The organism is Bacteroides sp. A1C1 (genome assembly GCF_004328515.1).
GTDB lineage: Bacteria > Bacteroidota > Bacteroidia > Bacteroidales > Bacteroidaceae > Bacteroides > Bacteroides uniformis.
Genome location: NZ_CP036491.1, coordinates 2,218,958 through 2,245,083 on the forward strand (window position 1 = coordinate 2,218,958; position 26,126 = coordinate 2,245,083).

The following is a 26,126-nucleotide window of genomic DNA, read 5'->3' on the forward strand; positions in this document are numbered from 1 at the left end:
AAACAGCTCTCCTAAGGAGCCATTTCAATAAATTCTCCCTCGGCAAGCACAGACTGCACTGTATTACCGTTAATAATGATATCTATCAGTATTTCAAGTGCTTTCTGTACTAAAACATCTATAGGCTGCTGAATATAGGATATAGGGGCATCAAAAAAGTCAAATACCGGATTACCGTCAAAACCCACTAAACCTATTTTACCAATAATTCCCTCTCCCATGTCCTTTATTGTATATAAACAAGCCAATGAAATCATATTAGTGGCAAAAAGAAAAGCGTCTACACCGCCATCAATCATTTTAGGCAACAAACGGTCTGCGGACTTTCTGGGAGCATCCTGCCTCAAAAAGACCACGTTAGCCAAGTTTCTCTTACCGGCTTCATCCATAGCCTTTTTATAACCACGGATACGCTCTTTCATATGGATAAGGTTGACATCATAAGCCACCATACAAGGAGCGTTATAGCCTGCATTCAAAAGATGTTTGGTTGATATATAGGAAGCATTGAAGTTATTCAACGCCACATAGCTGACATTGATTTCCGGAAAATAGCGGTCGAACAAAACAATAGGGATATTATTGTTCACAAGTGAAGCGATGGATTTCTCAGAATTGTCACAAGGAACAATGATGAGTCCATCTACCCCTTTATTAATAAGGTTACTAACAACACGGGTCATCTTATCCTTATCCTCATCTGAACTTCCAAAAAGTACGGTATATCCCCGTTTGGTTGCCTCATCTTCCAATACACGCGCTAATTGAGAAAAAAATGGGTTGGAAATATCAGAAACCACTAATCCTATTGTTTTTGTTTTGCCACTACGAAGACTTTTGGCCGCAAGATTAGGCTGGTAGTTCATTTCATTGGCAATTTTCAATATGCGTTGGGCAGTTTCTTCTCCCACGCGATACTCTTTCTTTTTCTCATTCAAAACGAACGAAACTAATGCTGTTGAAACGCCTGCAGCTTCAGCAATATCCTTCAGCGATATTTTTTTTAGTGACGACATATATTTGTGTAACGTTTTTGCTATATAATAGTATTATACTTTTAGGTTACCTCTTGAATCAGTAGTACTTATCGTATTCTCACGATGCAAATATAAACATAAAAATTAAATCTGCAAATTATTTTGCTAATTCGTTATAACATTTTTATATTTGCAGTACCAAATCATGCTAAAAACGATATGAACTACCATAAACGACACATAAAAATTAATTTTAAACTTTTAAAATCATGAAAACCAAGATTCTATTTACACTTTTATTCTTTGCATGCAGAATACACTACCTTTATGGACAGACTAACCTACAAATAGCTCCGGAAACTTTAGCAACTCCAGAAAAAAATGGAATATGGTTACAACCTGCTCAAAATACAAAAGCACAACCCATTTGGGGATTTGCAAATGGTATCCGAATAGGAATTGCTCCATTAGGAGGTCCACGTGGGCTAATTCGTATCTATACACCTTATTTAGAACATGATGAATTTGTTGTTACCAATTTCATTGCTTTTGAACCAATTGATAAAGCAAAAAATAATAGGGGGCTCTCAGAATTGGAATGGAGTCAACTTGATAATGTTCGTGGAAAACGTTTTTGGAGTGGGAATACTCCTGAAGCTCCCTCATTCCCAGATCAATATTATCCAGCTCACGGAGTAATAGCAAAGGAAAATGGAGTTGAAACACTTACTGTGTATTTCTTTTGTGAAACTTTTGATAATGGTGCGGATATCTATGTCCGGACTAAATTCACAGAAGGAAAGCCTTATGAGTTTGAATTAACTACGTATACCACGGAAGAGTCAGATGAGCTAAATCGTTTTATACTCACAGCTACTATGGGAAACAAAGCAAGACTTAGGACATTACATCTCGCAGATGGTAAAACGAAAGAAGCCGGCCAATTATGGCCGAGCTATAAAGATTCTAATTTCACAGAACATAACCATACTCCAGTGGCAGAAATGATAAAAGATAAAAATGGAGGTGTATGGTTTATAGCGTCACCTGATGAGAAAGACCCTACAAAAGCTGTATATGCTGAAGATACACATACACATTGGAAATATACTGGTAAAAAAGCAACGCAATATTGGTATTGTTCCAATCCAAGTAATGAGTTAGAAGGAGTTGTGAATGGTCGTTATACTTATTGGGCAAGTAAATCTCCGATACCTGGTGGTATCGCTTATGAGAACTTTGAACTGACTGAACCATTTCAGTCTGGTCAAAGCTATATTTTTGGTATCACACCTCTTTCACCGGAAGAATTAATAAACCACATTATGAAATAAGAACGGACTACTTTTTGGGTAGAACTTCTTTTCCTCCTTATTTATCCCCTCTTTTGTTCTTAATTTATAGAACAGAAAAGGATAAAAGGTGGATAAAAATAAGAAAAGGATAAATTACAAAACTTACTAAATAGCTTATTACTCTAATGAGAGCAGCAGAAAATAGATACTCTATTTCTACTGTTCTCATTTTTTATATATATACAACTTTTCATAGTATAAAATCTCAAAACAATCTTTTAATGTCAACTTAAGAGATACTTCTTAACTATTGTTGGGGTCTTCCTTCCGGCGAAGTTCTCGAAGAACTTAATCCGGCCTTGAAGGAAATGCTCCCCCATCTGTTCACAGAAACCCACACCAGCGACACCAAGGCAGGGGAACTGACACCCGAGTGGGCAGACAGGCTTGGACTTCCCCAAGGAATCGCCGTGGCTGTGGGGGCGCTGGACGCCCATATGGGAGCCGTAGGCGCATCCGTCGCCCCGGGGATACTGACACGTATCATGGGAACATCCACCTGCGACATCATGGTTGCCGGCAAAGACGAGGTAGGTGGACGCTGTATCAAGGGAATTTGCGGCCAGGTGGACGGTTCGGTGCTTCCGGGATTCATCGGTTTCGAAGCCGGACAGTCGGCTTTCGGAGACATCTACGCCTGGTTCAGGAAGATGCTGGCATGGACACTGAAAGATATCCCCGGAGGAGAGGCCAGGCAGAAAGTTCTGGACGGCATGCTGGTGGAACTCACCCGTGAGGCCCAAGACATGGAACCCTCCGAGGACGGTGTTGTCGCCCTGGACTGGATGAACGGCCGCCGTACCCCCGATGCGGACCAGAACGTGAAGGGTGCCGTTGCGGGACTCACACTGGGTACCAGCGCCCCGGAAATATTCCGTGCGCTGGTGGAAGCCACCGCCTTCGGTTCCCGCCGTATTGTGGAGCATATGAAGGGCCAGGGGCTGCGCATTGATTCGGTCAATGCCATCGGAGGTATCAGCAAGAAGGCGCCCTTCGTGATGCAGACGCTGGCGGACGTGCTGGACATGCCTATCCGTGTGGTCCGCTCGGAACAGACCTGTGCCTTGGGAGCGGCAATGTTCGCGGCAGTTGCCGCAGGGGTGTACAAGGATATCAATGAAGCGACAAGGCACATGGGGTCGGACATCGAAGCTGAATACCGGCCGGATGAAAAAAGAGCCCTCATCTACGAAAAACTATACAAGAAATATCTTGAACTGGCAAAACTTGCTGAAACCATTAACTAAGTATACAAACCATTAATCTATTTAAAACATGAGAATCAAATCATTAATTTTAGCGGCCTTATGCATGGTCACCGTGAGTGTTTACGCCCAAAGCAACTACCCGTTCAACGGTCTGGACATGAACATGGGTAACCTGTCAAGACTGTCCGATGCGAAGACACGTTCCATTAGCCCCGAGAACTTCACGGGCGAGAAGGGCAAGGGCGGCATGGCCGACCCGGTCAGGGACAAGGACCAGCGGAATGTGGCCAACGCCCACCATGCGGCCAAGGACCTGGGCAAGGGTTGGAAGGTAAACCCCTTCATCATCGTGAAACCGGGAGAGACAATCACGATTGCGGAAATCGAGGGTCCGGGAGCCATCCAGCAGATCTGGATGACACCGACCGGGAACTGGCGCTTCTCCATCCTGAGAATGTACTGGGACGACGAGAAGGAGCCTTCCGTCGAATGTCCGGTGGGTGACTTCTTCTGCAGCGCATACAATGAATATGCACAGCTCTCCTCACTGGCCGTCTGCGTGAATCCGGGCAGCGCCTTCAACTGCTACTGGAAGATGCCTTTCCGCAAGAAAGCCCGTATCACGCTGGAGAACATCAACACCGCCGAGGAGATGCGCCTGTACTACCAAATCAACTACACCCTGACAGAAGTTCCTGAGGACGAGGCCTACTTCCACGCGCAGTTCCGCCGCTCTAACCCGACCCAGGGGTCGCTGCACACGCTGATTGACGGTGTGAAGGGCAAGGGACAGTACGTGGGTACCTACCTGGCGTGGCGTGTAAACGACAACTGCTGGTGGGGTGAGGGGAAATCAAGTTCTACATGGACGGTGACAGGGAATATCCGACTATCTGCGGGACCGGGACTGAGGACTACTTCTGCGGTTCGTACAATTTCGAGAACCAGAAGACGCGCCAGTACCAGGAGTTCACCACCCCTTATGCCGGCATGCACCAGGTAATCCGTCCCGACGGGCTGTACCGTGCAGTGACCGCTTTCGGGCTGTACCGCTGGCATATCCTTGACCCGATACGCTTCGACAAGGACCTGAAAGTCACGATACAGGATTTGGGATGGCGTCATGACGGACGCTACAACAACCAGAAGTCGGATATCTCGTCGACCACTTTCTGGTACCAGGCCGAGCCGCATGCCAAATTCCCGGCTTTGCCGAGCAAGGACGATTTGGAAATTCCAAGATGGTAAAATTGGGTATACCCGATATTTAAAATTACGTTGTTTTTTTATTAATCTGATTCTCCGCAAACACACCTAATATTTTTAGTATATTAGCGCTCAAAAAGCAGGGATTATGAACATATTCAGTTTTACGGCTCATTTCGGTTCGGAGGAAGATTGTCGTTTGCATTTCAAGGAGCAGCGTGATAAGGAAGGGGTTGTCTGCAAGCGATGCGGGGGCACTTCCCATTATTGGTTACAGGGTAAATGGAGTTATGAATGCAAAGGTTGCCGTTTCCGCACCTCGTTGCGCAGCGGTACGATCATGGAGAGCTCCAAGCTGCCGTTTCTGGTGTGGTACAAAACGATGTTCCTGATGAGTTGCACAAAAAAGGGATTCTCCACCAACGAACTCCAGAAGCAATTAGGATTGAAGCGTTACGAACCGGTATGGGCGATGGTACACAAACTCCGCAGGGCGATGGGCAACCGGGATGCAAGGTATACACTGGAAGGGATGATAGAACTGGATGAGGGTTACTTTTCGGTGGCCAGTAAGGAAATCGAGCGAGGCAAGGGTACACGTGGCCGGGGAGCCGAGGGAAAGCAGAACGTTGCGGTGATGGCCGAAAGCACCCCGTTGGAAGATATCGAAACGGGCAAAAAGGAGAAGCATGTGCGTTATTTCAAGGCCAGGGTACTGGATAGCCATCAAAGTGAAGGAATCAACGGCGTGGTCAGGGACTGCATGGAGGATGATGCCATCGTATTTTCGGACAAAAGCACTTCTTACGTTGACATCTCCGATCTGGTGGAATTGCACGTCACCGAGAAATCAGACGCCAAAACCACCAAGGAAACACTCAAATGGGTGCATATCGCAATCAGTAATGCAAAACGGACATTGCTGGGCAACTACCATAAAATCAAAAGGAAATACTTACAGTTGTATCTCAACGAGTTTATTTACAAATTAAACAGACGGTATTTTGGAGACAAACTCTTTGACAGACTAGTAATTGCGAATATAACAGGTGCATAAACGGATAATCAGATTTATTAACTATTAAATCAAAGTATTATGAGGATTTCTTTTAAAAGGAATGGTTTCATAGCATTGGCATCAATGCTATCATTTGCAGTGTATGCAGGGGATAATTTGCCCCTTGCAACCGCTGCATCGGGGACAAATGGATCTATTCAAGTATCTGAGCATGGCGTAGATACTTCTAATGAGATTCAACAAGCGAGAGTAATACAAGGAACAGTTCTGGAAGAAGGGACTAATGAACCTCTTATTGGGGTAAATGTTGTCGTTAAAGGAACTACTATAGGTACAACGACTGATGTGGAGGGAAAATATTCGATAAGAATACCTTCTGATAATGCTGTGTTAGTCTTTTCTTATATTGGTCAAAAAACAGAAGAATATTCTGTTAAAGGCTTGAAATCTTTGGATGTTATTATGAAAAGTGATGCTACGATGTTGTCTGAAGTCGTTGTATACACTGGTTATATGACTCAGAAAAAAGCTGACTTAACCGGATCGGTTGCATTGGCGGATTCAAAAGACATCAAGAAGACTTCCGCTAACGTTATGAAAGCTATGCAGGGTAAGATGGCCGGTGTGAAAATTAGCAACAATGGCGGTAATCCTGCAGAAGATATAGGCATTCAAATTCGTGGTCTTTCTTCTTTGTCTGGAGCTGTTACTCCATTAATTGTATTGGATGGTATGCCAGCTGAAGGTCTGAATCTACGTGACATAAATTCAGGAGATATTGAATCTATTCAGGTATTGAAAGATGCTGCTTCTGCCTCAATTTATGGTGCACGTGCTTCTGGTGGTGTGATTTTAGTCCAAACTAAAAAAGGTAAAGCTGGTAAGACTACCATTGACTATAATGGTAGTGTTTCTGTAAGTTCTATAATAAATAGACCGGAAATGATGAACGCCACAGAATGGGGTACTGCTGCCTTCCGCGCTGCTGCTTATGATGAGTGGGCTTATGGCTCAGGCCTATTATTACCCAATGGCTTTGAGTATGAGTATCATAGAGGTGATAATGGAATGCTGGTATTGGATAATATGAAAATGAAAGAATATTTGGATAATAATCAATTGGTAAAAGCAACTGATACAAATTGGATGGATGAGATTTTCCGTACAGCAGTTTCTACAAATCATCAGTTGACTATTTCTAATGGTTCGGATAAAGCTAAAAGTTTGTTTTCATTAGGGTATACTAACAACCAAGGTACACAAATTTATTCTTTTTTCAAACAATATTCTGTACGTGCTAATACGGAATATAGTTTGATTAAAGATCGTTTGAAAGTAGGAGAAAACTTAGCTATTTCTTATTTGCAGTATAAAAGTCAATGGGAAACCTTTTTGGCTATGATTATGCCACCTATGGTTCCTGTTTATGATGTAAATGGTAATTGGGCAGGACCTGCAGGACTTGATGATTTTGATAATCCAGTACGTAAAATGACTATGGGTAAAGATAATATCAATAATTATGTGAAAATTATTGGTAATGTTTTTGCAGATTTGAATATTTGGAATGGTATATCTGCTAGAACTCAGTTTGGTATAAATTATGGTAACTCTTATAGTAGAACAGTAGATGGGGCTTATGTGGAGACAGGTTTTAGAGGCAATGATAAAAATTATGTAAGAAATAACCAGTCCCATCCGTTAAATTATGTATGGACTAATACTTTGTCCTATAATAAAAGTTTTGGAAAACACCATATTGATGCTGTATTTGGTAGTGAGTTTACCCGTTATGTACAAGAAGGTTTTTATGCAAGTAGAGAAGGACTTTATTTGGAAGATCGTGATTTTGCCGGTCTTAGTGTTGCTACCGGTGATGAAATTGATGTAAGTAGTTCTGCTGATGAATATACTTATTTCTCTCTTTTTGCTAAGGCCAATTATTCATATGCTGGTAAATATTTGTTGTCTGCAACTGTACGTCGTGATGGTTCTTCTTTGTTTGGTGTCAATAATCGTTATGGTGTATTTCCTGCATTTTCTGCTGGTTGGAGAATTAAGGATGAAACTTTTATGGAAGATGCGGACTGGTTGTCTGATCTGAAAATTCGTTTCAGTTGGGGTACGAATGGTAGTGTACAAGGATTACCTCGTGGTTACACAACTACTCCATTTACTACTAATTATTTTGATACTGCTTATCCTATTAAGGGACAAGAAACTGGTGCTTTGCAGTCTGGCTATAGAAGAACTTGGATTGGTAACCCTGATTTGAAATGGGAAACAACCAAACAAACAGACTTTGGTGTTGACTTTGGATTTTTCAATCAACGTTTGACTGGTTCTTTTGACTATTACTATAAGAAAACAAATGATATCTTGGTCCAGACTCCATATATCGCAGCAATGGGTGAAGGTGGTGAACCTTGGGTTAATGGTGCTAGTATGAATAACCAAGGTGTAGAATTTACAGTATCTTTCAAGAGTGACCCCTCCAGTGAATTCCAGTGGGCTGTTAGTGCCAATATTGGTACATACAAAACTGAATTGACTGACCTTCCTTCCAATGTAATCAATAAGTATGCTGGTGATGGTGTACACGATTTGATTTTAGGCCGTTCTCCAAATTCTGCTTATGGTTTGGTAGCTGATGGTATTTTCAAAACTCAAGAGGAAGTTGATGCTCATGCAGACCAGCCAGGTAAAGCAGTTGGACGTATTCGCTACAAGGACTTGGATGGGGATGGTGTAATCAATGAAACATATGATAGAACTTGGATAGGTTGCTATGACCCGGATTTCTTTGGAGGTCTTAATTTTGATTTCGCTTATAAGGGCTTTGATTTGAACTTGTTCTTTGAGGGTATGTTCGGTAATGATGTAAATAGCGACTGGAAGAAAGAGAGTGATATTTGGCTTTTCACCAATCCTGCATGGAAAAATCATGCAACTCGTATGTTGGGCGGTTGGTCACCTGACAATCCGAATTCTGATATTCCGGCTATCTCGAATAATACTGCCAATCAGGAACAAAGATTCTCTTCTTGGTTCATAGAAGATGGTTCATACATTAAGTTGAGAAATATTGAATTAGGTTATACATTCCCGACTAAACTTATCCAAAAAATGCATATGAGTAACTTGCGTTTGTATGCTGCTGCACACAATGTATTTACTTTGAAGAAGTTTTGGGGAGATGACAAATATACAAGTTTCGATCCTGAAAGACCTTCTTATCATTATTTGACACCGTTTACTTTCAATTTCGGTATCAATGTTTCTTTTTAAACTTAATTAATAAATTATTATGAAAAGCAAATATATAACCTTGTCAATTGCTCTATGCTCTCTGTTGGGAGTCAGCAGTTGTGATTCATATTTGGATATCAATCCTAAACAAGTTTTGGACCAAAATATACTTAACAAACCTAGCGATATAGAAGGTTTTGTCACAGCAGCCTATGCTCGTATGTGTGAGATGGGTTCATTGGATTCCTCTCCTTATATGTATTGGTGGAGTGGTTCTATGCGTTCAGATGATTGTTATAAAGGTGGTGGTGGTGTTGCTGATGCCGTAGGTTCCTTTGGTAATATATCACTTTTTACTTATGTAAATCCTAATACCGGTGCATTGGATGGAACTTGGTATAATTCTTATCAAGTTATTCAAAGATGTAATACAGCAATTCAAAGAATGGCAGATTTTACGGAAGAAGAATTGCCTAATAAGAACAGTTTTATGGGTGAAATGCTTTTTATCCGTTCATTTACGTTGTATCGTTTGAAAAAACTTTGGAAATATGTACCTTATATTGATGAGAATGTAGTAGGTATGTCAGATGCTTTTGAAGCAGTGCCTAACCGTGAACTGGATAAAGGGAATGATCTCTACTTATGGCAACGTATTCTTGATGATTTTAAGAAAGCTGAAGAATTATTGCCTTTGGATCAGATGGATAAAGGTCGTGTAAGTCGTAATGCTGCTACTGCTATGGTTGCTAGGACAATATTAAATATGGCTTACGAGCAGGATGACCGTCATCAGGTGATAAATATCAATAAGGAATTACTTGCAGAGGCTTTGCCTTATATTGATAAAATTATTGATCAAGAAGGTGGTCGTGTAGGTTTGGAATCTGATTTTGGTAATAACTTTTTGGTAGAGTATGATAACGCTACTAAAGAATCCATTTGGGAATTACAATTTTCTCTTGATAATAATTTTAGTACGGCAGGTCGATTTAATCGCGCTGAAGGTTTGAATCATCCATGGATGTGGCCCGAAACACAACCTGGTAATTTTGTATTTAAGTGTTGTGACTTTAACCATGCTAGCTATACGTTGACTAATGCGTTTAAGACTGATGAAAACGGTTTACCCCGTTTCGAGGATTATAATGAGGATGATTATGGTCAATATATTAAAAATTCAGATGGTTCTTATAATTTGGATATCGTTAATTCTGGTGCTAAGCCTTACTTTGATAAGTATACATGGGATCCCCGATTTAGCCATACTATCGTAGCTCCTGGACAGCCTTGGAAGTATGATCCTGATTTATTATTCCATTCAACTGCTACTCGTGATCCGATTACTTATAGTTTCTTGAAACCCATCAAAGATATGCCACATCCTGATTGTGGTTGTATTGCTTATGATGGATGGCAATTTAATTCTATGAATAAAAAGATGATTCGTTACGATGACGTGTTGCTGTGGAAAGCTGAGATTTTGATTCAATTGGATAGAGAAATGGAAGCCCTGCCATATATTAATCAGATTCGTACTCGTGCTGCCAATAGTTTGGTTCGTTTGACTCAAGCTGACGGTTCATATACAATGAATTATCATATTGCTACTTATCAGCCGGGTATTAACTGTAATTGGACTAAGGACTTTGCATGGAAAGCCTTAATGTGGGAAAACCGTCTTGAATTTGCTTGCGAAGGTCATCGTTTCTTTGATTTGCAGCGTTGGGGGTTGTTGGAAAAGACAATGAATGAGTACTTTGCTATTGAAAGAACTCGCTTCGATTGGTTCAATGATGCTCGTTTTACTGCCGGTCGTGATGAGTACTTCCCAATTTCCCAACCACAAATGAATTATTCAAAGGGTAACTATACGCAGAATCCGGGATATTAATGTTTAACTATTAAGAAGAAAATTATGAAAAAGATAGTAACCATTTTTACAATATTGTTGGTAGTGTTATCACTGTCCAGCTGCTATGACAGAGATGTGCTTGATGACAAGGGCTTGAATTATTTCATGCCTATGCCTGAGAATGTGCAGTATAATCAAGATAATGCTACTGCAGTGACATTGACTTGGAGTATTCCTTCAGTAATTCCAGAAGACTTCAGACGTCCTATTTCAGTACAGATTCAAATAGTGGAAAATAACATTTATAGAGATAGAATAACCTTGGTAAATGAGGAGACTTCTCATACTTTCACTATTGATCCTGCTAAAAAGTATCGCTATATTGTTAAATTGGTAGGTACTTTTACTGAGGAAAACCAAGAAACAGGACGTACATCTACTGTTACCTCTGAGGGTGTAATAGTTAATGTCGAATAGTTTCGAGAAGAATTTTGTAGTTAATGATAGAGAGTGGGTTTTTACTGGTATTTTTCTGAGTCAGCTCACTCTCTATTTTAATATTCGCGATATAAGAAGAATGGGTTATCTGGTTACGATAAATTGAAAAATGAATCAATAGACATGAAAAACATATTATTTATAGCATTCTCTTCGTTTATACTTTTATTCGTTTCTTGTACTTCTGAACAAGAAACTGAAACTTATATTCCTATTGATGAAATTATACCTTTGGATACTTATTTGATTCCAAATAAGGATACAAAAATTGTATCAACAACATTGAATTTTAAGGATATTGATGCCATAGATTATTTGCTGGTTAGAAAGAGTGTAGGTGACAGCTATTCAGCTAAGATAAATCAAAGCGAACTTACGTCTGATTATATTTTCAATTATACCATTCAAAAAACAGATCCACAGAATTTTCGGCTAGTATTGGCTGCCTTTTACAAAGATGGTAATATGTCGAAAGAGCTCTCTTTGAATGTGGATAACCGTTGGGGTTTTTTTATTCGTAATGTTACTCGTATAGCTCGTGTTACAGGGAGTATAATAAATGGAGAAAACTTTCCAAGTCCTAATAATACTGCGACAAAATGGAATGTAGGAGGAACAGATCTTGGCATTATTTGGGAGATGCAGCCCGGAAAATATGGAATTTTCTTTGGTGATACTTTTGGGTATGACTTTAAGCCTAATCCGGCTAATCCTGGACCTAACGGAGGGAGTTGGCGTAGTAATGTGCTGGCTTTCTCGGAGGATAATGATTTAGAAGATGGATTGTCATTCAGCAATATGGTTACTGATGATAAAGGGTATGCCCGCGAGATAATATATGGAGGAAAAGATTCGTCAGGTAATGGTGATTGGACTTCTATCCCAACAGCTGCTATTCGTGCTAATGGAATAGATTATGTGCATTATTTTAATATGAGAAATTGGACAGGATGGGTTACAAATTATTCGGGAATATATAAGTCGGCTGATAATGGTTTGACATGGGCTAAATGTAAAGATATAACCTTCTCATCTTATAGTTTTTTTGGTCAGGTAGGGTACTTTAAGAAAGATGGATATGTTTATATGATAGGTACTCAAACGGGGAGGGATAGCAATGCTAAATTAGCACGATTTCATGAAACAGATATTGAGAATAAGACAGCTTATGAATATTGGAATGCTTCTACTAATCAATGGATAAAAGGCAATGAAAATGAGGCAACAGTATTAATAGAAGATAAGGTTGGTGAACTTTCTTTTATATATAATGAAACACATAAGAAATGGATAATTGCTTATTTCAATGCAGATAGATATAATATAACTATGCGTACGGCAGAAGACATAACTGGCCCATGGAGTGAACCCTATGAGCTTGCTAATGGTAGAGAGTATGCCCAATTGTATGGTTCTTACATTCATCCGTTTTCGGTAACTGGTGATAATTTATATTTTACGATGTCAATGTGGATGCCTTATAATGTTTTTTTAATGAAGGCTGAATTGGCTGATATGGGAGAGTTTTAATTATATTGACAAATATAATATCATGAACACACGCACATTAATTATAACTTTTGTTTGGATGATAATGTCCAACATAGGCATCTGTGCTCAAGAGCATTGGGATGCACAAGAGAGAATTGAGTTGAATAAGGGTGTTTTTCCGAAGAATTTTAGTAAAGCTATTGATGCTATACAGTATGATTTATTAGGAATTGAGAGAGGAAAAAGCCATGTGAAAGTGATAGATAACAACACTTTGTACATAAACCTTTCTTTTTCGCTTAAAAACTCTGTTCAACAAGGTGATTGGCGTATAGCGGTAAAGCCGGATTTTTTACCTTCATTCCATTGGGCGCCACATCTTACTCCTACTGATAGAAATGTCATCGATCAACATGTATTCCGTTCTCCTGCCCTTATTGTAGCAGACGATCATCAAACTCTTATTCTTATCCCCGATTTGGATATTATGCAGAAGGGGACTCCTGTACGATGGTATATGGATATGGACGCATCCTCTAATACACTTATTCTCGGAATGTGCAATAACCATGTATCCGAACACGTTCTGTTTGAGCGTGATCAAGAAACTACTTATCCAAAAGGAGATATTGAAATAGGCTTTTATTTGATGTATTCTGATAGCAAGGAAGTATTGCGGAATCCTTTCAAGAAGCCGTTAGAATTTATGTGGAGTCGATGGGGGCATACTGCATATGTGAAAGGTAATCCGGTGAAGGAGAGCCTGGAAAAGTATGTGCAACATACTTATAATTGGGCTTTTAATTCATGGTCAGAAAATGTGTGGCAGCAATTTGAGTTAGATGGGAAAAAAGTGGGTGCTCCCGTATTTATTGTGAATGTTACACAAAGTCCTAATTATCCGGGAGAGATTAATGAACGTGAATTTCGTTCTATCTGGAATCAGGCATGGTTCAGTTCATTGCGTTCTGCAAGTGGATTATATCGATATGCAAGAAGAATCGGTAATAGGGAGCTTCTTGCAAAAGCAAATTTGACAAAAGAACTGGCTCTGTCATTTCCGCAGAGGAATGGTTTTTTCTATGGACTTATCGGTACGGAAATGCATGAAGTAGAGATTGATGGTAAAAAGTATAATCGGAGCAAGGGGTGGAATACCTATTATTGGGGAAATTCCAACAGAAATCCTTATACCTGGAATCCGAAAGAATCTCCGTATCATATTCTTGATATGAGTTGGACAGCATTGCTGATGCTTCGGTGGTATGATGAATTAGAAAAAGATACCCGTCTTTTGGCTTATGCAGAAGATTATGCGATGGCTTTACTTGGAATACAGTATGAAAATGGTTTTTTCCCTGGCTGGCTTGACTTAAAGACAATGCAGCCGATGGACCATTTGAATGCTTCTCCTGAAACATCTTTATCAGTTACTTTTTTACTTAAACTGTATGAGCTTACACATAAGGAAGAGTATAAACGGGCAGCATTTAAAGCTATGAATGCAGTTATCCATGAAATTATCCCGGTTGGGAAGTGGGAAGACTTTGAAACCTATTGGTCTTGTTCTCGTTACGGTTCGGATAACTTGGTAGGTAAAAAGGTTTTGCGGAACAATATGCATAAACAGAATAATTTTTCAATGTTCTGGACAGCTGAAGCCTTACTGGAGTGCTATCGTCTTACCTCAAATAAAGAATATCTTGATTATGGGCAGCGTACACTTGATGAATTGCTGATGACTCAAGCATCGTGGCAGCCGCCATACATGTATGTAAATGTATTGGGTGGTTTTGGTGTGTTGAATGCCGATGGTGAATGGAATGATTCACGCGAAAGTCTTTTTTCCGAACTCATCATTCAATATGGAAAACTTCTTGATAAGCCAGAGTATATAGAACGGGGATATGCTGCACTTAAGGCATCTTTTGTAATGATGTATTGTACTGAAAATCCTCAAACCAAACAGCAATGGGAAAAAGTTCATCCGTTCTTTGCTTCAGAGGATTATGGATTCATGATGGAAAATTACGGGCATGGCGGCCGTACAAATCCGGCAGGTGAAGGTATGGGTGAGTTTACAATCTATGATTGGGGAAATGGAGCAGCAGCCGAAGCCTATAATCGTATCCTGGATAAATTCGGGAAAATAGAATAATAATACTAACTTTTAATAATTGTCATTATGGTAAAAAGGACTTTAGCTTTATTAGCCTTTTTGAATGTGGCTATGCTGTTTCCGGCCAGAACTCAGGCCCATAACAGTGGTGAGAGACTGTTTAACGATAAATACGGGCATGCATACCTGGATAAGATTGCATTCCCTATTGGTGGTATCGGTGCCGGAATGTTTTGTCTTGAGGGTACGGGGGCCATTTCCCATGTTTCGCTCAGAAACCATCCGGATGTGATGAACGAACCGTATACTTTTGCTGCTATTTGTGTGAAGGATGTACAGAACGGGGCAAAGGTGTTGGAAGGCCAAGTGCCGACTTGGAAGCTGTTCGGTCCTGACCAGAGTGGTCTGGGTAGAGGGGATAAGACATATGGCCTTCCTCGTTTTGAGGAGGCCGTTTTCCAGACACGTTTCCCCTTTGCCTTGATAGATTTGAAAGATAAGGATATGCCTTTGGAAGCCAGGATTACGGGCTGGAGTCCTTTTATCCCAACAGATGCAGATAACTCCAGTCTACCGGTGGGAGTGTTGGAATACCGTTTTACGAATACTTCGGATGAAGCCATTGAAGCAATATTTTCCTATAATACGAAGAATTTCATAGATGGGCAGGGAACTATCCAAGGCATAAGGAATGGATTTATTCTGGAATCCAATCAAGAGGGTTCCGGACTGGCAATCTATGTGGATAATGATAATGCGGTTGTAGACCATTGTTGGTTCCGTGGTGCGTGGTTTGATCCTCAGACAGTTGTTTGGGACAACATCCGTTATGGAAGAATTGCTAGTAATCAACCGGTTGACGGTGCTGTTCCAGGAGCTTCTGTTTATGTTCCGATGGCATTACAGCCAGGTGAGGCAAAGACAGTCAAAGTAAACTTCTGCTGGTATCTGCCGGATTCCAATTTATCTATCGGTTTTGCGCGAAAGGAGGGGCAGGCATTTGTTGGAAGTCCTTGCAAGGGTACAGCTTCCGGCCAGCAGCTTGTAAGCGGTTTTGTCGGTCGGCAATTGCTGAATTCATTCGATAAAGGTGGTGACGGATTGACGGGTATCATTCAGTCTTCGGAATTCAATATTGGAAAAAGATACTTGAAGTTTTTGGTAGGTGGAGGTAACCAGACAGACCGTACTTCCGTGAATCTTGTAGTGGACGGAAAGATTGTAGAAACAGCAGTAGGTAATCAGACGGAGACTCTGAATGAAGTGGTGTGGGATCTGAAGGCCTATCAGGGTAAGAAGGCCATTGTGAAGGTTATTGACCTGGATGTATATCCTTGGGGACATATTCTTGCTGACCAATTTGTCTTGACGGACAATAAGAACGAGAATCTTTATAGCTTGTCTTCCGCAGCAACATTGCTTGCTGATTTTGAGGGGGTCAATTGGGGTGATTGGCAGGTGATAGACTCTTCTGAAGAGGAAAAGCAATTTCTGGCGGATGAGGAGAATACAGAGACTGTGTACAGACCTTGGTATTCGGAACGTTTCAAGAACCTGCATGACGTTGTTGGTTATTGGGATGTGAATAGTGGAATGTTGAAGAAAAACAGTGAATTGTTCAGTGATGCATTTTACAGCTCCACTCTGCCGGCAGAAGTAGTGGAGGCAGTTGCCGCCAATCTGACTATTTTAAAATCTCCTACCGTGTTGCGTCAGTGGGACGGACGGTTCTGGGCTTGGGAAGGTTGCCAAGATTCTTTTGGTTCCTGCCACGGAAGCTGTACGCATGTATGGAACTATGCACAGGCCTTGCCTCATTTGTTCCCATCTTTGGAGAGAACTTTGCGCGAGACAGAATTCAACGTTGCACAGAATTCCGAAGGCCATCAGAACTTCAGAGTCAATCTTCCTATTTCTGCACCTCCGCATAACTTCCATGCTGCGGCCGACGGGCAGTTGGGGGGCATCATGAAGGTATATCGTGAATGGCGTATAAGCGGGGATACCCAGTGGATGAAAGAGCTCTTCCCCTTGGTGAAGAAGAGTCTTGACTATTGTATCCGTACCTGGGACCCTTTGCGTAAGGGCTATCTTGAAGAACCGCATCACAATACTTATGATATTGAGTTTTGGGGACCAGACGGAATGTGTACCAGTTTCTATTTGGGTGCTTTGACTGCATTTATTGAGATGGGAAAAACATTGAAGGAACCTGTTAAGGAGTATACAGCTATACTGGCTAAGGGCAAGAAGTATATGGAGACTTCTCTTTTTGATGGAGAGTACTTCATACAGAAAATCCAGTGGGAGGGCCTTCAGGCTCCCAATCCGGTGGAGGTAATGTCCTTTGGCGGCGGTTATTCGGAGGAAGCCATGGAACTTCTCAAGAAGGAGGGACCGAAATACCAATATGGTACCGGTTGTTTGTCCGACGGTATTTTGGGCATGTGGATGGCTTCTGTATGTGGTTTGGATGAGGTACTTGACAATGCAAAGGTAAAGAGTCATCTGGTAGCTGTTCACAAGTATAATCTGAAACATGATCTGACGGACCATTTCAATCCCCAGCGGCCAGTTTATGCTTGTGGGAAGGATGGCGGTCTTTTACTTTGCACATGGCCAAAAGGCGGCATGCTGTCATTGCCTTTCGTATATAGTAATGAGGTCTGGACCGGTATCGAGTATCAGGTTGCGAGCCATCTGATGATGAAGGGTGAAGTGGAGAAGGGTTTGGATATTGTCCGTGAATGCCGGAAGCGGTATGACGGAAGGGTGAGAAATCCGTTTGATGAGATAGAGTGCGGTCATTGGTATGCGCGTGCTATGGCCAGTTATGGCATGTTGCAGGGGCTTACGGGAGTAAGGTATGATGCTGTTGATGGTACGATGTATATAGATTCGAAGATTGGCGATTTCAAGAGCTTCATCAGTACTGATACTGGGTTTGGTACTATTGAATGGAAACATGGGAAGCCTTCTTTGGAGGTTGTCTATGGTACTATTGATGTGAAGCGCTATAGTGTTTCGGGCAAGATTATTGATTGAGTTCTCATTGGTAGAATACACTGTAAAAGTCAAAAGAAATGATACGGAATAAACTTTTTATTATATGCTCCTTTCTATTCTGCCTTGGTACCGCTTCAGCCCAGCAGAAGTTCTCTGTGGCATCTCCCGACGGGAAGCTGAAGCTTGTGCTGGACATAGCGCCTGAGAAAGTGGCTTACAGCGTGAAATATGGGAAACAGCAGTTGCTGGAGGACTCAAGGCTGGGATTCGAGTTCGACAGCGGGGAGTTCGGGGCAGGACTCAAGGCGGGAAAGGTACAAAGGAGGAAGATAGACGAGACATACGAGCTGGTAGTAGGAAAGGTCAGTAAGGCAAGAAACCACTGCAATGAGATGATAGTCCCCCTGGTGGAGAAGAACGGGAAGGAGAGAACGGTGAACCTGGCTGTAAGGGCATTCAATGATGGGATAGCATTCAGATACGAATTTCCCAAGCAGAAAACATGGAATTCATACGTGATGTACGATGAAAGGACACAGTTCAACTTACAAGGAAACCCGATGGCGTTGCTCATGTACCTGCCCGGGTATGTAAATACACACGAAGGGGTATACAGTCATGTAAGATATGACAAGGTCGCAAGGAAGAGGCTGATAGAGATGCCCGCCACATTCGAATTCGACAATGGGGTGGCCCTGGCAATAACAGAGGCGGCAATAAGGGACTACGCGGGAATGTACCTGGTGAAGGAGAAGAGTGGACTGGTGGGAAAGCTCTCGCCAAAACTCGGGCAGGAAAAAATAAAGGTTGAAATAGACAGTTTCCCACACCGTACCCCGTGGCGCGTGATATCCGTTGCAGACCGGGTAGGAGGATTACTGGAGACGAACATACTAACAAGTCTGAACGAACCATGCAGGATTGAAGACACTTCATGGATTAAGCCTTGCCGGACCACGTTCACATGGTGGAACGGGAATGTCGTGCCGGACAGCACGTTCTCTCCAGGGAACAATTTCGACACGAACAAGTACTACATTGATTTTGCTGCGCGCAATGGCTTGGATGTACATGGAATCTACGGATATGCGGAAACTCCTTGGTACTATGATGACAACTTCAATTTCGGATGGGCGGGACCCAATGCGGACATCACAAAACCGATACCATGCCTGAACATGCCAAGAATTGTGGAATATGCAAGGAGCAAGGGGGTGGGCATACATCTGTGGGTACACTGGAGACCGCTCTATGACAAGCTGGAGGAGGCATTCACGCTGTATGAGAAATGGGGGGTCAGGGGACTCATGGTGGACTTCATGGACCGCAATGACCAGGAAATGATCCGTATCCAGGAGGAGATACTGGAATGTGCGGCAAGGCACAGGCTCTTCATACAGTTCCACGGATCGAGCAAGCCCTCAGGGCTGGTGAGGACCTATCCGAATGAGTTCACGAGGGAGGGGACGCTCAACTACGAGGTATGCAAGTGGGACACGCTGGTGAATGCGGATCATGACATTGCGATACCCTTCACCAGGATGCTGGCGGGAGCGACGGACTATCACCTGGGAGGGTTCAGGGCACTGCCGCGCTCGGAGTTCAAGATACAGTATGTAAATCCTCATGTAATGAGCACACGCTGCCATATGTTGGCCATGTATGTGGTTTTGGAAAACCATCTCACCTCGTTGTGCGATACGCCAAAGGCTTATGAAGGTCAACCGGGGTTCGAGGTGCTCCGTACCGTGCCGGGAACGTGGGATGAGATAAGAGTTCCGCTGGCAAAAATGAATGAGCATGTCACGGTGGCCCGCAGGAGCGGTTCGGACTGGTGGGTAGGCTTGCTAAACAACGGTACGGAAAGGAATCTGAAATTGAAATTGGACTTCCTTAGTGAGGGGGGCTACCAAGCAACGATCTATACCGATGCGGAGGATGTGGAGCGGAATCCAAACAATCTGGACAGACTGGTGCGGAAAGTTACAAGAAAGGATATCATTGAACTGAATCTGGCAAGGGATGGAGGAGCGCTATTACATATCAGAAGGTTATAAGGGTGATGTTTATCAGTTGAAATTGTATTTCAATCAGTTGTTAGTTTGTTAGGATAAGAAGGTTGCTTCAGGATAATATTTTTAATCAATAGATTTATAACATGAACAGAAGAAGTTTTATAAAGAGAGTGGGCCTTTTGGGAGCGGGATATGCACTGAATGAAAGCTTGCTGTTTGCAAATCCAGGTTTAGCTTCGACAGCTACCTCTTTTTCATCGTTTCCAACAATAAGAAAGCCTGAATCAGAAAGGAATTTCATGAGTGTTGCCATTGAAAAGGCCATTGCTACTTTTAAGCAGAAGGTCAAAAATGAAGAACTGGGCTGGTTGTTTGGAAATTGTTTTCCGAATACATTGGACACAACTGTTTTTTATTCAGAAAAGGATGGCCGGCCGGATACATATGTGATTACCGGTGATATTGATGCTATGTGGTTGAGGGATAGTTCTGCTCAAGTATATCCCTATTTGGATTTCATGTCTGAAGATAAGAATCTGCAGAAATTGATTATTGGCGTTATCAATAAGCAGACCTCCTTCATATTGAAGGATCCGTATGCTAATGCTTTCTATGATGATGATACGAAGTATACAAGATGGAACAGCGATCATACAGAGATGAAACCGGGTATTCACGAACGTAAGTATGAATTGGATTCCCTTTGTTACCCCATTCGTCTGGCATATGGATACTGGAAAAAGACAAATGATACTGCTCCTTTCGATGTGCAATGGAAGAAGGCGATAGAGACAATTTTAAGGGTCTGCAAGGAACAACAGCGAAAAGATGGTAACGGACCTTATAGTTTTCGCAGAACTTCGGAATGGGCTATAGATGCTGTTCCTATGGGTGGAGTGGGCTATAAAGTAAATCCGGTCGGATTGATTTGCTCTACTTTCAGGCCTAGTGATGATGCCACTATCTTTCCTTTTCTCGTCCCGTCCAATTTCTTTGCGGTGGCCAGTTTGAGGCAGGCTTCCGAAATGGTTCAAAAGATAACCAAAGACAATGTACTGGCTGATGAACTGTTGGCGTTGAGTAAAGAAGTTTATAATGCTTTGCAGACTTATGCCGTGGTGAATCATCCGAAGTTTGGTAAAATCTATGCTTTTGAAATAGATGGCTTTGGATCGGCTTATCTTAGTGATGATGCCAACGTCCCTAATCTGCTGGCATTACCCTATCTGGGTGGTGTTGATAGGAATGATGCAATTTATGCCAATACCAGAAGATTTGTGTGGTCGGAATACAATCCTTATTTCTTTAAAGGCTCTTATTTTGAAGGGATAGGAGGACATCATATTGGTACAGACATGATATGGCCGATGAGTCTGATAATGAAAGCCCTGACCGCTCAAGATGATGAAGAGTTACGGCGGTGTATTCAGATGCTCCAGAAAACGCATGCTGGTACCGGATTCATGCATGAGTCATTCCATAAGGATGACCCCAAGAAATTCACAAGGAGCTGGTTTGCATGGGCCAATACATTGTTTGGAGAATTGCTGTGGAAAACATTCAATGAGAAACCTTATTTATTGGAATACTAATCATTTAATTAATCAATGTAAACAAAAAATCATGAGAAAAATTACAAAATTCAGTTTGTTACTTTCCCTTGTTTTGGGATTGTACTTTCCTACTGTATTTGCACAGTCGAACATGACGAACGAAATGTTTGACTTGGCAAAGTTGAAGTCGGGTGTAAAAAACAAGAGAATCTCCAGTACCGACCCCACGGGAGGTAACAGAGACCATCTGGAACCTTTCAAGCCAGGTGAAAAGCGGATTATTGCGGACATCAAGGGGGCAGGAGCCATCAACCATATTTGGGTGACCATTGCGCCTCCTCCTCCCACGTTGAGCAGAAATGACATCATCATCCGTATGTATTGGGATGGAAACGACTATCCCTCGGTAGAGTCTCCTATCGGACCTTTCTTTGGGCAGGGATGGGACGAAAGATATAATTATGCATCATTGCCTCTTTCATCAGGTCCTGAAAACGGTACTGGTATGTCATGCTATTTCACTATGCCTTTTGAGAAAGGCGCACGTATTGAAATCGAAAATCAAAGTGACAGGAACATTGATGCCTTCTATTTCTACGTAGATTATTTGGAGATGGACAAACTTCCCAAAGATATGGGCAGATTCCATGCATGGTACAACCATAACCTCACAGAGGCCCTTCCCGAAGGTGAGACGGAATGGGGACTTACCGGAGAGCAGAAACCGAATACTACCGGTAAGGACAATTACGTATTTGTAGAGACACAAGGAAAAGGCCATTTTGTAGGTATTAACTACTATGTGCACTGTCCTACTACTATGTGGTATGGTGAAGGGGATGATATGTGGTTCATTGACGGAGAAAAAACACCTTCATTGATAGGAACGGGTACGGAAGATTTTTTCAATACTTCCTGGTGTCCTAAAGAGGCATTCTCGCATCCTTATTTCGGGTATCCGCGTGTTAATAATGACATCGGCTGGTTGGGACGTACCCATGTTTACCGTTTTTTCATAGCTGATCCCATCTTCTTTGAGAAGAGTGTTAAAGGCACGATAGAGCATGGTTCTAATAATAACTTGACCTTGGATTTGGCAACCGTTGCCTATTGGTATCAGGATTCAGCAGTATCTCTTCCTGCAGCTCCTACGAAAGCCCAGAGGGCACCGAAGCCTTTCATCAATCACATGGACATACATCGTTGGCGTGACGCTTGGCGTAAAGCTAAGGGTAATAAAGCAACTCTTTGGGGAAATGAATAAATAGTTCTCCTCTTTTCGTATAGGTCCATATTTAAGTATTACTATTTTTTAAGTCTTGCCAACAAAGTGGCAAGACTTTGCCATCGTGTTGGCACAATGTTGCCAATACATTGACACGACTTTGCCATTATAGTGGCAAGATTATGATATTAGCAGTAAATTATATGGTTTCTATATAGTTAATTAATTGTCAATAAAAATTTAATATGAAAAACATTTTTCAAAAATTACTAATAAAATATCTCCTGATATTTTTAATCTCTATCGGGAATATGCATTACATATTTGCTCAGTCGCCCAAGAAGGTGACCGGACGTGTGATGGATGCACAAGGTGAGTTACTTATTGGAGTAAATGTTACAGAAGCTGATAATCCTTCCAATGGTGTGGTTACTGATATCAATGGTACTTATACAATTGTGTTAAGTGGTGAAAAACCTTCTTTGAAATTTTCTTATATAGGTTTTAAAGACAAAGTGTTACCAATTGGCTCTAAGGGTATTATTGACGTATCTATGGAAGAGGACGTTGCTGCCCTTGATGAAGTGGTGGTAGTGGGATTTGGAACACAGAAAAAAGCTTCTGTGGTTGGTTCTATCACTAATATAGAACCGGCTAAACTTGCTGCGGCTCCCAGCCGCTCCTTAAGTAATAATTTGGCAGGTATGCTTCCTGGTGTCATTGCAGTTCAAAGAAGTGGTGATCCTTGGTTCAATAATTCGGATTTTTGGATTCGTGGTATCAGTAGTTTTACCGGAAATACTAATCCTTTGGTTTTAGTAGATGGTATAGAAAGATCTTTGCATGATATTGATCCTGAGGAAATAGCCTCTTTCTCTGTTTTGAAGGATGCTGCTGCCAGTGCAGTTTATGGTGTGCGTGGTGCCAATGGGGTGGTAATGATTGAAACCAAGCGCGGTAAGATTGGAAAGCCTCAGGTAGATGTGCGTTTTGAACACTCTTTTACGCAACCTATCAAAGTTCCTGATTATATCGGTAGTGTGAAGTACTTGGAATTGATTAATGAAATGTATGCTGAACAAGGAAGAGCCCCGTTTGTCAGCGATGCTACCTTACTGAATTATAAGAATCAGACAGATCCTGAACTATATCCGGACATAGATTGGTGGGATCTTGTATCCAAAGACCATGCCAACAATACCAAAGCCAATGTAAGTGTGAATGGCGGTACTGATATTTTGCGTTATTCATTGGTGGTAGGATATTATAATGAAAGTGGTATTATTGAACGTGACAAAAACCAGGAGTGGGATTCTTCTCTCAAAGTCAGCCGCTATACGGTTCGTTCAAATGTGGATGTGAACTTGACTCCTACCACTTTGTTCCGTGCCAATTTAGGTGTATTTCTTCAGACAAGAAATGCTCCTCCGGGAAGTGAGGAGACTAATACCGGTATTTTCTATCAGGCGATGCGTGTTCCTCCCTATGTGCATCCTGCCATTTATTCTGATGGTCGTATTCCACGTGTAGCCAATAAACAGAATCCTTGGGCTTGGGCTACTCAACGGGGATATGAAAAATGGAATCATAATAAGATTGAATCATTGACTTCTATTGAGCAGGATTTGAAATTTATTACACCAGGACTGAAAGCAAAGGTGACTTTCTCTTTTGACAAATTTTCTGCAAATTCGGTAAGCAGATCAAAGAATCCTGATTACTACAATCCGGCTACATCGCGTGATGAGAATGGTGATTTAGTAACAACTATTCAGGAAAACGGACAGCAGTTCTTAGGATATGCTAAAGGTGCGGAATGGGGTGACCAAAGTGTTTATTTGGAAGGTATGCTTTCGTATAATCGTGTTTTTGACAAGGTGCACGATGTAAATGCCATGTTTTTGTATAACCAAAAGGATTATGACAAGGGAGAAACTCTTCCTTACCGTAGCCAAGGAATAGCCGGAAGATTTTCATATACATACGATAGCCGCTATATTGCGGAATTGAATTTTGGATATAATGGTTCTGAAAACTTTGCTCCTGGCAAACGCTTTGGCTTTTTCCCTGCTGTAGCTGTGGGTTGGATTGCTTCACAAGAAAAGTTTATGCAACCTTTATCTGACGTTATATCTAATTTGAAGCTAAGAGCCAGTTGGGGAAAAGCTGGTAACAGCAATATTGGGGGTAACCGTAGATTTGCCTATATTTCTACTATTGTTGATACGGGATCTTATACTTGGGGTACGGATGCGAACGTGTATCGTTTGGGGCGTTCAGAGGGTGAAATAGGCGTTGACAATTTAACTTGGGAAACAGTAACTAAGATGAATGTAGGTCTGGATTTAGGGTTATGGAATAATAGCGTAAATTTGGTGATGGACGTGTTTAAAGAGAAACGGGAAGATATTTTCATGCAACGGACAAATGTACCTGGTTCTGCAGGATTTAACAGAAATATTTGGGCAAATTTTGGTAAGGTAAACAATCAAGGTTTTGATATGTCGTTAAATGTTAACCATCAATTTAATAAAGATTGGTTGATTTCAGTAATGGCAAATTATACATATGCTCATAACAAAGTGATAGAAATTGATGAACCTGCATCAATTATCGGTACTTATCGTTCTGCTACAGGTAAGCCAGTCGGACAATTACGTGGTTTAATTGCTGAAGGGCTGTTTACCGAAGATGATTTTGATGAGAATGGAAGGTTGAAAGAAGGTATTCCTAAACAGAATTTTAGTGACGCCAGTAATCTGCGTCCTGGTGATATTAGATATAGAGACTTGAATGGGGATGGTGAGATTACCGCTGTAGATGAGACTTCTATTGGTGGTACTTCTGTTCCTGAAATCGTTTATGGATTTGGAGCGACAGTAAGGTACAAATCAATTGATTTGGGCATTTTCTTCCAAGGAACTGGTAACACAGACAGAATACTTGGAGGTGAAACCTGGTTGCCAGGTTCTTCTTTGGGAGCAGGTAATATCTATTCAAATATCGATGATCGCTGGACTCCCGAAAATCCTAATCAGAATGTATTCTGGCCACGTATGGGAGACAAGGCGGTAGCTAATAATGAACGGCCCTCTACTTGGTGGTTGCGTGATATGAGTTTCTTGCGATTGAAGAATTTAGAGTTAGGCTATACTCTTCCTCCTGTTTGGACGAATAAAATTGGGGTTAGAAACTGCCGTCTGTTCTTGAGAGGCACCAATTTGCTTACTTTTTCCAAATTCAAACTTTGGGATCCTGAGCTGGAAACAAACGATGGATTGAGATATCCGCAAATGAAATCTATATCAATCGGATTAAGCATCAATTTCAACAATTAAAAAGATACAAGAC

14 protein-coding genes and 1 pseudogene are annotated in these 26,126 nt (G+C 41.6%); 14 read left to right on the forward strand and 1 reads right to left on the reverse strand.

Annotation, left to right across the window (positions count from 1 at the left end; genetic code table 11):
* Positions 1-11 precede the first annotated feature (11 nt).
* Entirely contained in the window at positions 12-1,016 is a 1,005-nt protein-coding gene (locus EYA81_RS09080) for a LacI family DNA-binding transcriptional regulator (RefSeq protein ID WP_131225655.1), read from the reverse strand.
* 230 nt (positions 1,017-1,246) lie between these two features.
* Between EYA81_RS09080 and EYA81_RS09085 the strand changes: the two genes are divergently transcribed.
* From EYA81_RS09085 to EYA81_RS09150, 14 genes and pseudogenes are all read left to right on the forward strand, one after another.
* Positions 1,247-2,311, forward strand: coding sequence for a hypothetical protein (locus EYA81_RS09085; protein ID WP_117967158.1), 1,065 nt, complete (start codon positions 1,247-1,249; stop codon positions 2,309-2,311).
* Positions 2,312-2,640: 329 nt separating this feature from the next.
* Positions 2,641-3,579: an FGGY-family carbohydrate kinase gene (locus EYA81_RS09090; RefSeq protein WP_230391800.1), complete on the forward strand. Its 939-nt coding sequence runs from the start codon at positions 2,641-2,643 to the stop codon at positions 3,577-3,579.
* 64 nt (positions 3,580-3,643) lie between these two features.
* Positions 3,644-4,788: pseudogene (locus EYA81_RS09095) on the forward strand (glycoside hydrolase family 172 protein).
* A gap of 106 nt (positions 4,789-4,894) precedes the next feature.
* On the forward strand, positions 4,895-5,803 hold the full coding sequence (locus EYA81_RS09100; protein WP_005807145.1) for an IS1595-like element ISBbi1 family transposase: 909 nt from the start codon (positions 4,895-4,897) through the stop codon (positions 5,801-5,803).
* Positions 5,804-5,842: 39 nt separating this feature from the next.
* Entirely contained in the window at positions 5,843-9,052 is a 3,210-nt protein-coding gene (locus EYA81_RS09105; protein ID WP_129643320.1) for a TonB-dependent receptor, read from the forward strand.
* A gap of 19 nt (positions 9,053-9,071) precedes the next feature.
* Positions 9,072-10,907: a RagB/SusD family nutrient uptake outer membrane protein gene (locus tag EYA81_RS09110; RefSeq protein ID WP_118696544.1), complete on the forward strand. Its 1,836-nt coding sequence runs from the start codon at positions 9,072-9,074 to the stop codon at positions 10,905-10,907.
* Positions 10,908-10,931: 24 nt separating this feature from the next.
* Entirely contained in the window at positions 10,932-11,345 is a 414-nt protein-coding gene (locus EYA81_RS09115) for a DUF4945 domain-containing protein (RefSeq protein WP_117967114.1), read from the forward strand.
* Between the two features lie 144 nt (positions 11,346-11,489).
* On the forward strand, positions 11,490-12,896 hold the full coding sequence (locus EYA81_RS09120; RefSeq protein ID WP_117967117.1) for a DUF4185 domain-containing protein: 1,407 nt from the start codon (positions 11,490-11,492) through the stop codon (positions 12,894-12,896).
* A 22-nt stretch (positions 12,897-12,918) separates the two neighbouring features.
* Positions 12,919-15,015 (forward strand): hypothetical protein, encoded by a 2,097-nt coding sequence (locus tag EYA81_RS09125; RefSeq protein ID WP_129643318.1) that lies wholly within the window; start codon positions 12,919-12,921, stop codon positions 15,013-15,015.
* A gap of 27 nt (positions 15,016-15,042) precedes the next feature.
* Entirely contained in the window at positions 15,043-18,021 is a 2,979-nt protein-coding gene (locus EYA81_RS09130; RefSeq protein WP_117967123.1) for a GH116 family glycosyl hydrolase, read from the forward strand.
* Between the two features lie 38 nt (positions 18,022-18,059).
* Positions 18,060-20,039 carry a glycoside hydrolase family 97 protein gene (locus tag EYA81_RS09135; protein ID WP_131225656.1) on the forward strand — a complete coding sequence of 660 codons (1,980 nt, stop codon included), beginning with the start codon at positions 18,060-18,062 and terminating at the stop codon, positions 20,037-20,039.
* A 101-nt stretch (positions 20,040-20,140) separates the two neighbouring features.
* Positions 20,141-21,589, forward strand: coding sequence for a glycoside hydrolase family 125 protein (locus EYA81_RS09140; protein ID WP_129643314.1), 1,449 nt, complete (start codon positions 20,141-20,143; stop codon positions 21,587-21,589).
* A gap of 31 nt (positions 21,590-21,620) precedes the next feature.
* Positions 21,621-22,814, forward strand: coding sequence for a glycoside hydrolase family 172 protein (locus tag EYA81_RS09145; protein ID WP_117599917.1), 1,194 nt, complete (start codon positions 21,621-21,623; stop codon positions 22,812-22,814).
* 206 nt (positions 22,815-23,020) lie between these two features.
* On the forward strand, positions 23,021-26,113 hold the full coding sequence (locus EYA81_RS09150; protein WP_117599916.1) for a TonB-dependent receptor: 3,093 nt from the start codon (positions 23,021-23,023) through the stop codon (positions 26,111-26,113).
* Positions 26,114-26,126 lie beyond the last annotated feature (13 nt).

Coding starts and splice junctions, on each gene's coding strand:
- EYA81_RS09130 (WP_117967123.1), top strand. CDS start 15,043: ATGGTAAAAAGGACTTTAGCTTTATTAGCCTTTTTGAATGTGGCTATG.
- EYA81_RS09110 (WP_118696544.1), top strand. CDS start 9,072: ATGAAAAGCAAATATATAACCTTGTCAATTGCTCTATGCTCTCTGTTG.
- EYA81_RS09135 (WP_131225656.1), top strand. CDS start 18,060: ATGATACGGAATAAACTTTTTATTATATGCTCCTTTCTATTCTGCCTT.
- EYA81_RS09125 (WP_129643318.1), top strand. CDS start 12,919: ATGAACACACGCACATTAATTATAACTTTTGTTTGGATGATAATGTCC.
- EYA81_RS09100 (WP_005807145.1), top strand. CDS start 4,895: ATGAACATATTCAGTTTTACGGCTCATTTCGGTTCGGAGGAAGATTGT.
- EYA81_RS09115 (WP_117967114.1), top strand. CDS start 10,932: ATGAAAAAGATAGTAACCATTTTTACAATATTGTTGGTAGTGTTATCA.
- EYA81_RS09150 (WP_117599916.1), top strand. CDS start 23,021: ATGAAAAACATTTTTCAAAAATTACTAATAAAATATCTCCTGATATTT.
- EYA81_RS09085 (WP_117967158.1), top strand. CDS start 1,247: ATGAAAACCAAGATTCTATTTACACTTTTATTCTTTGCATGCAGAATA.
- EYA81_RS09140 (WP_129643314.1), top strand. CDS start 20,141: ATGAACAGAAGAAGTTTTATAAAGAGAGTGGGCCTTTTGGGAGCGGGA.
- EYA81_RS09105 (WP_129643320.1), top strand. CDS start 5,843: ATGAGGATTTCTTTTAAAAGGAATGGTTTCATAGCATTGGCATCAATG.
- EYA81_RS09080 (WP_131225655.1), bottom strand. CDS start 1,016: ATGTCGTCACTAAAAAAAATATCGCTGAAGGATATTGCTGAAGCTGCA.
- EYA81_RS09120 (WP_117967117.1), top strand. CDS start 11,490: ATGAAAAACATATTATTTATAGCATTCTCTTCGTTTATACTTTTATTC.
- EYA81_RS09090 (WP_230391800.1), top strand. CDS start 2,641: ATGCTCCCCCATCTGTTCACAGAAACCCACACCAGCGACACCAAGGCA.
- EYA81_RS09145 (WP_117599917.1), top strand. CDS start 21,621: ATGAGAAAAATTACAAAATTCAGTTTGTTACTTTCCCTTGTTTTGGGA.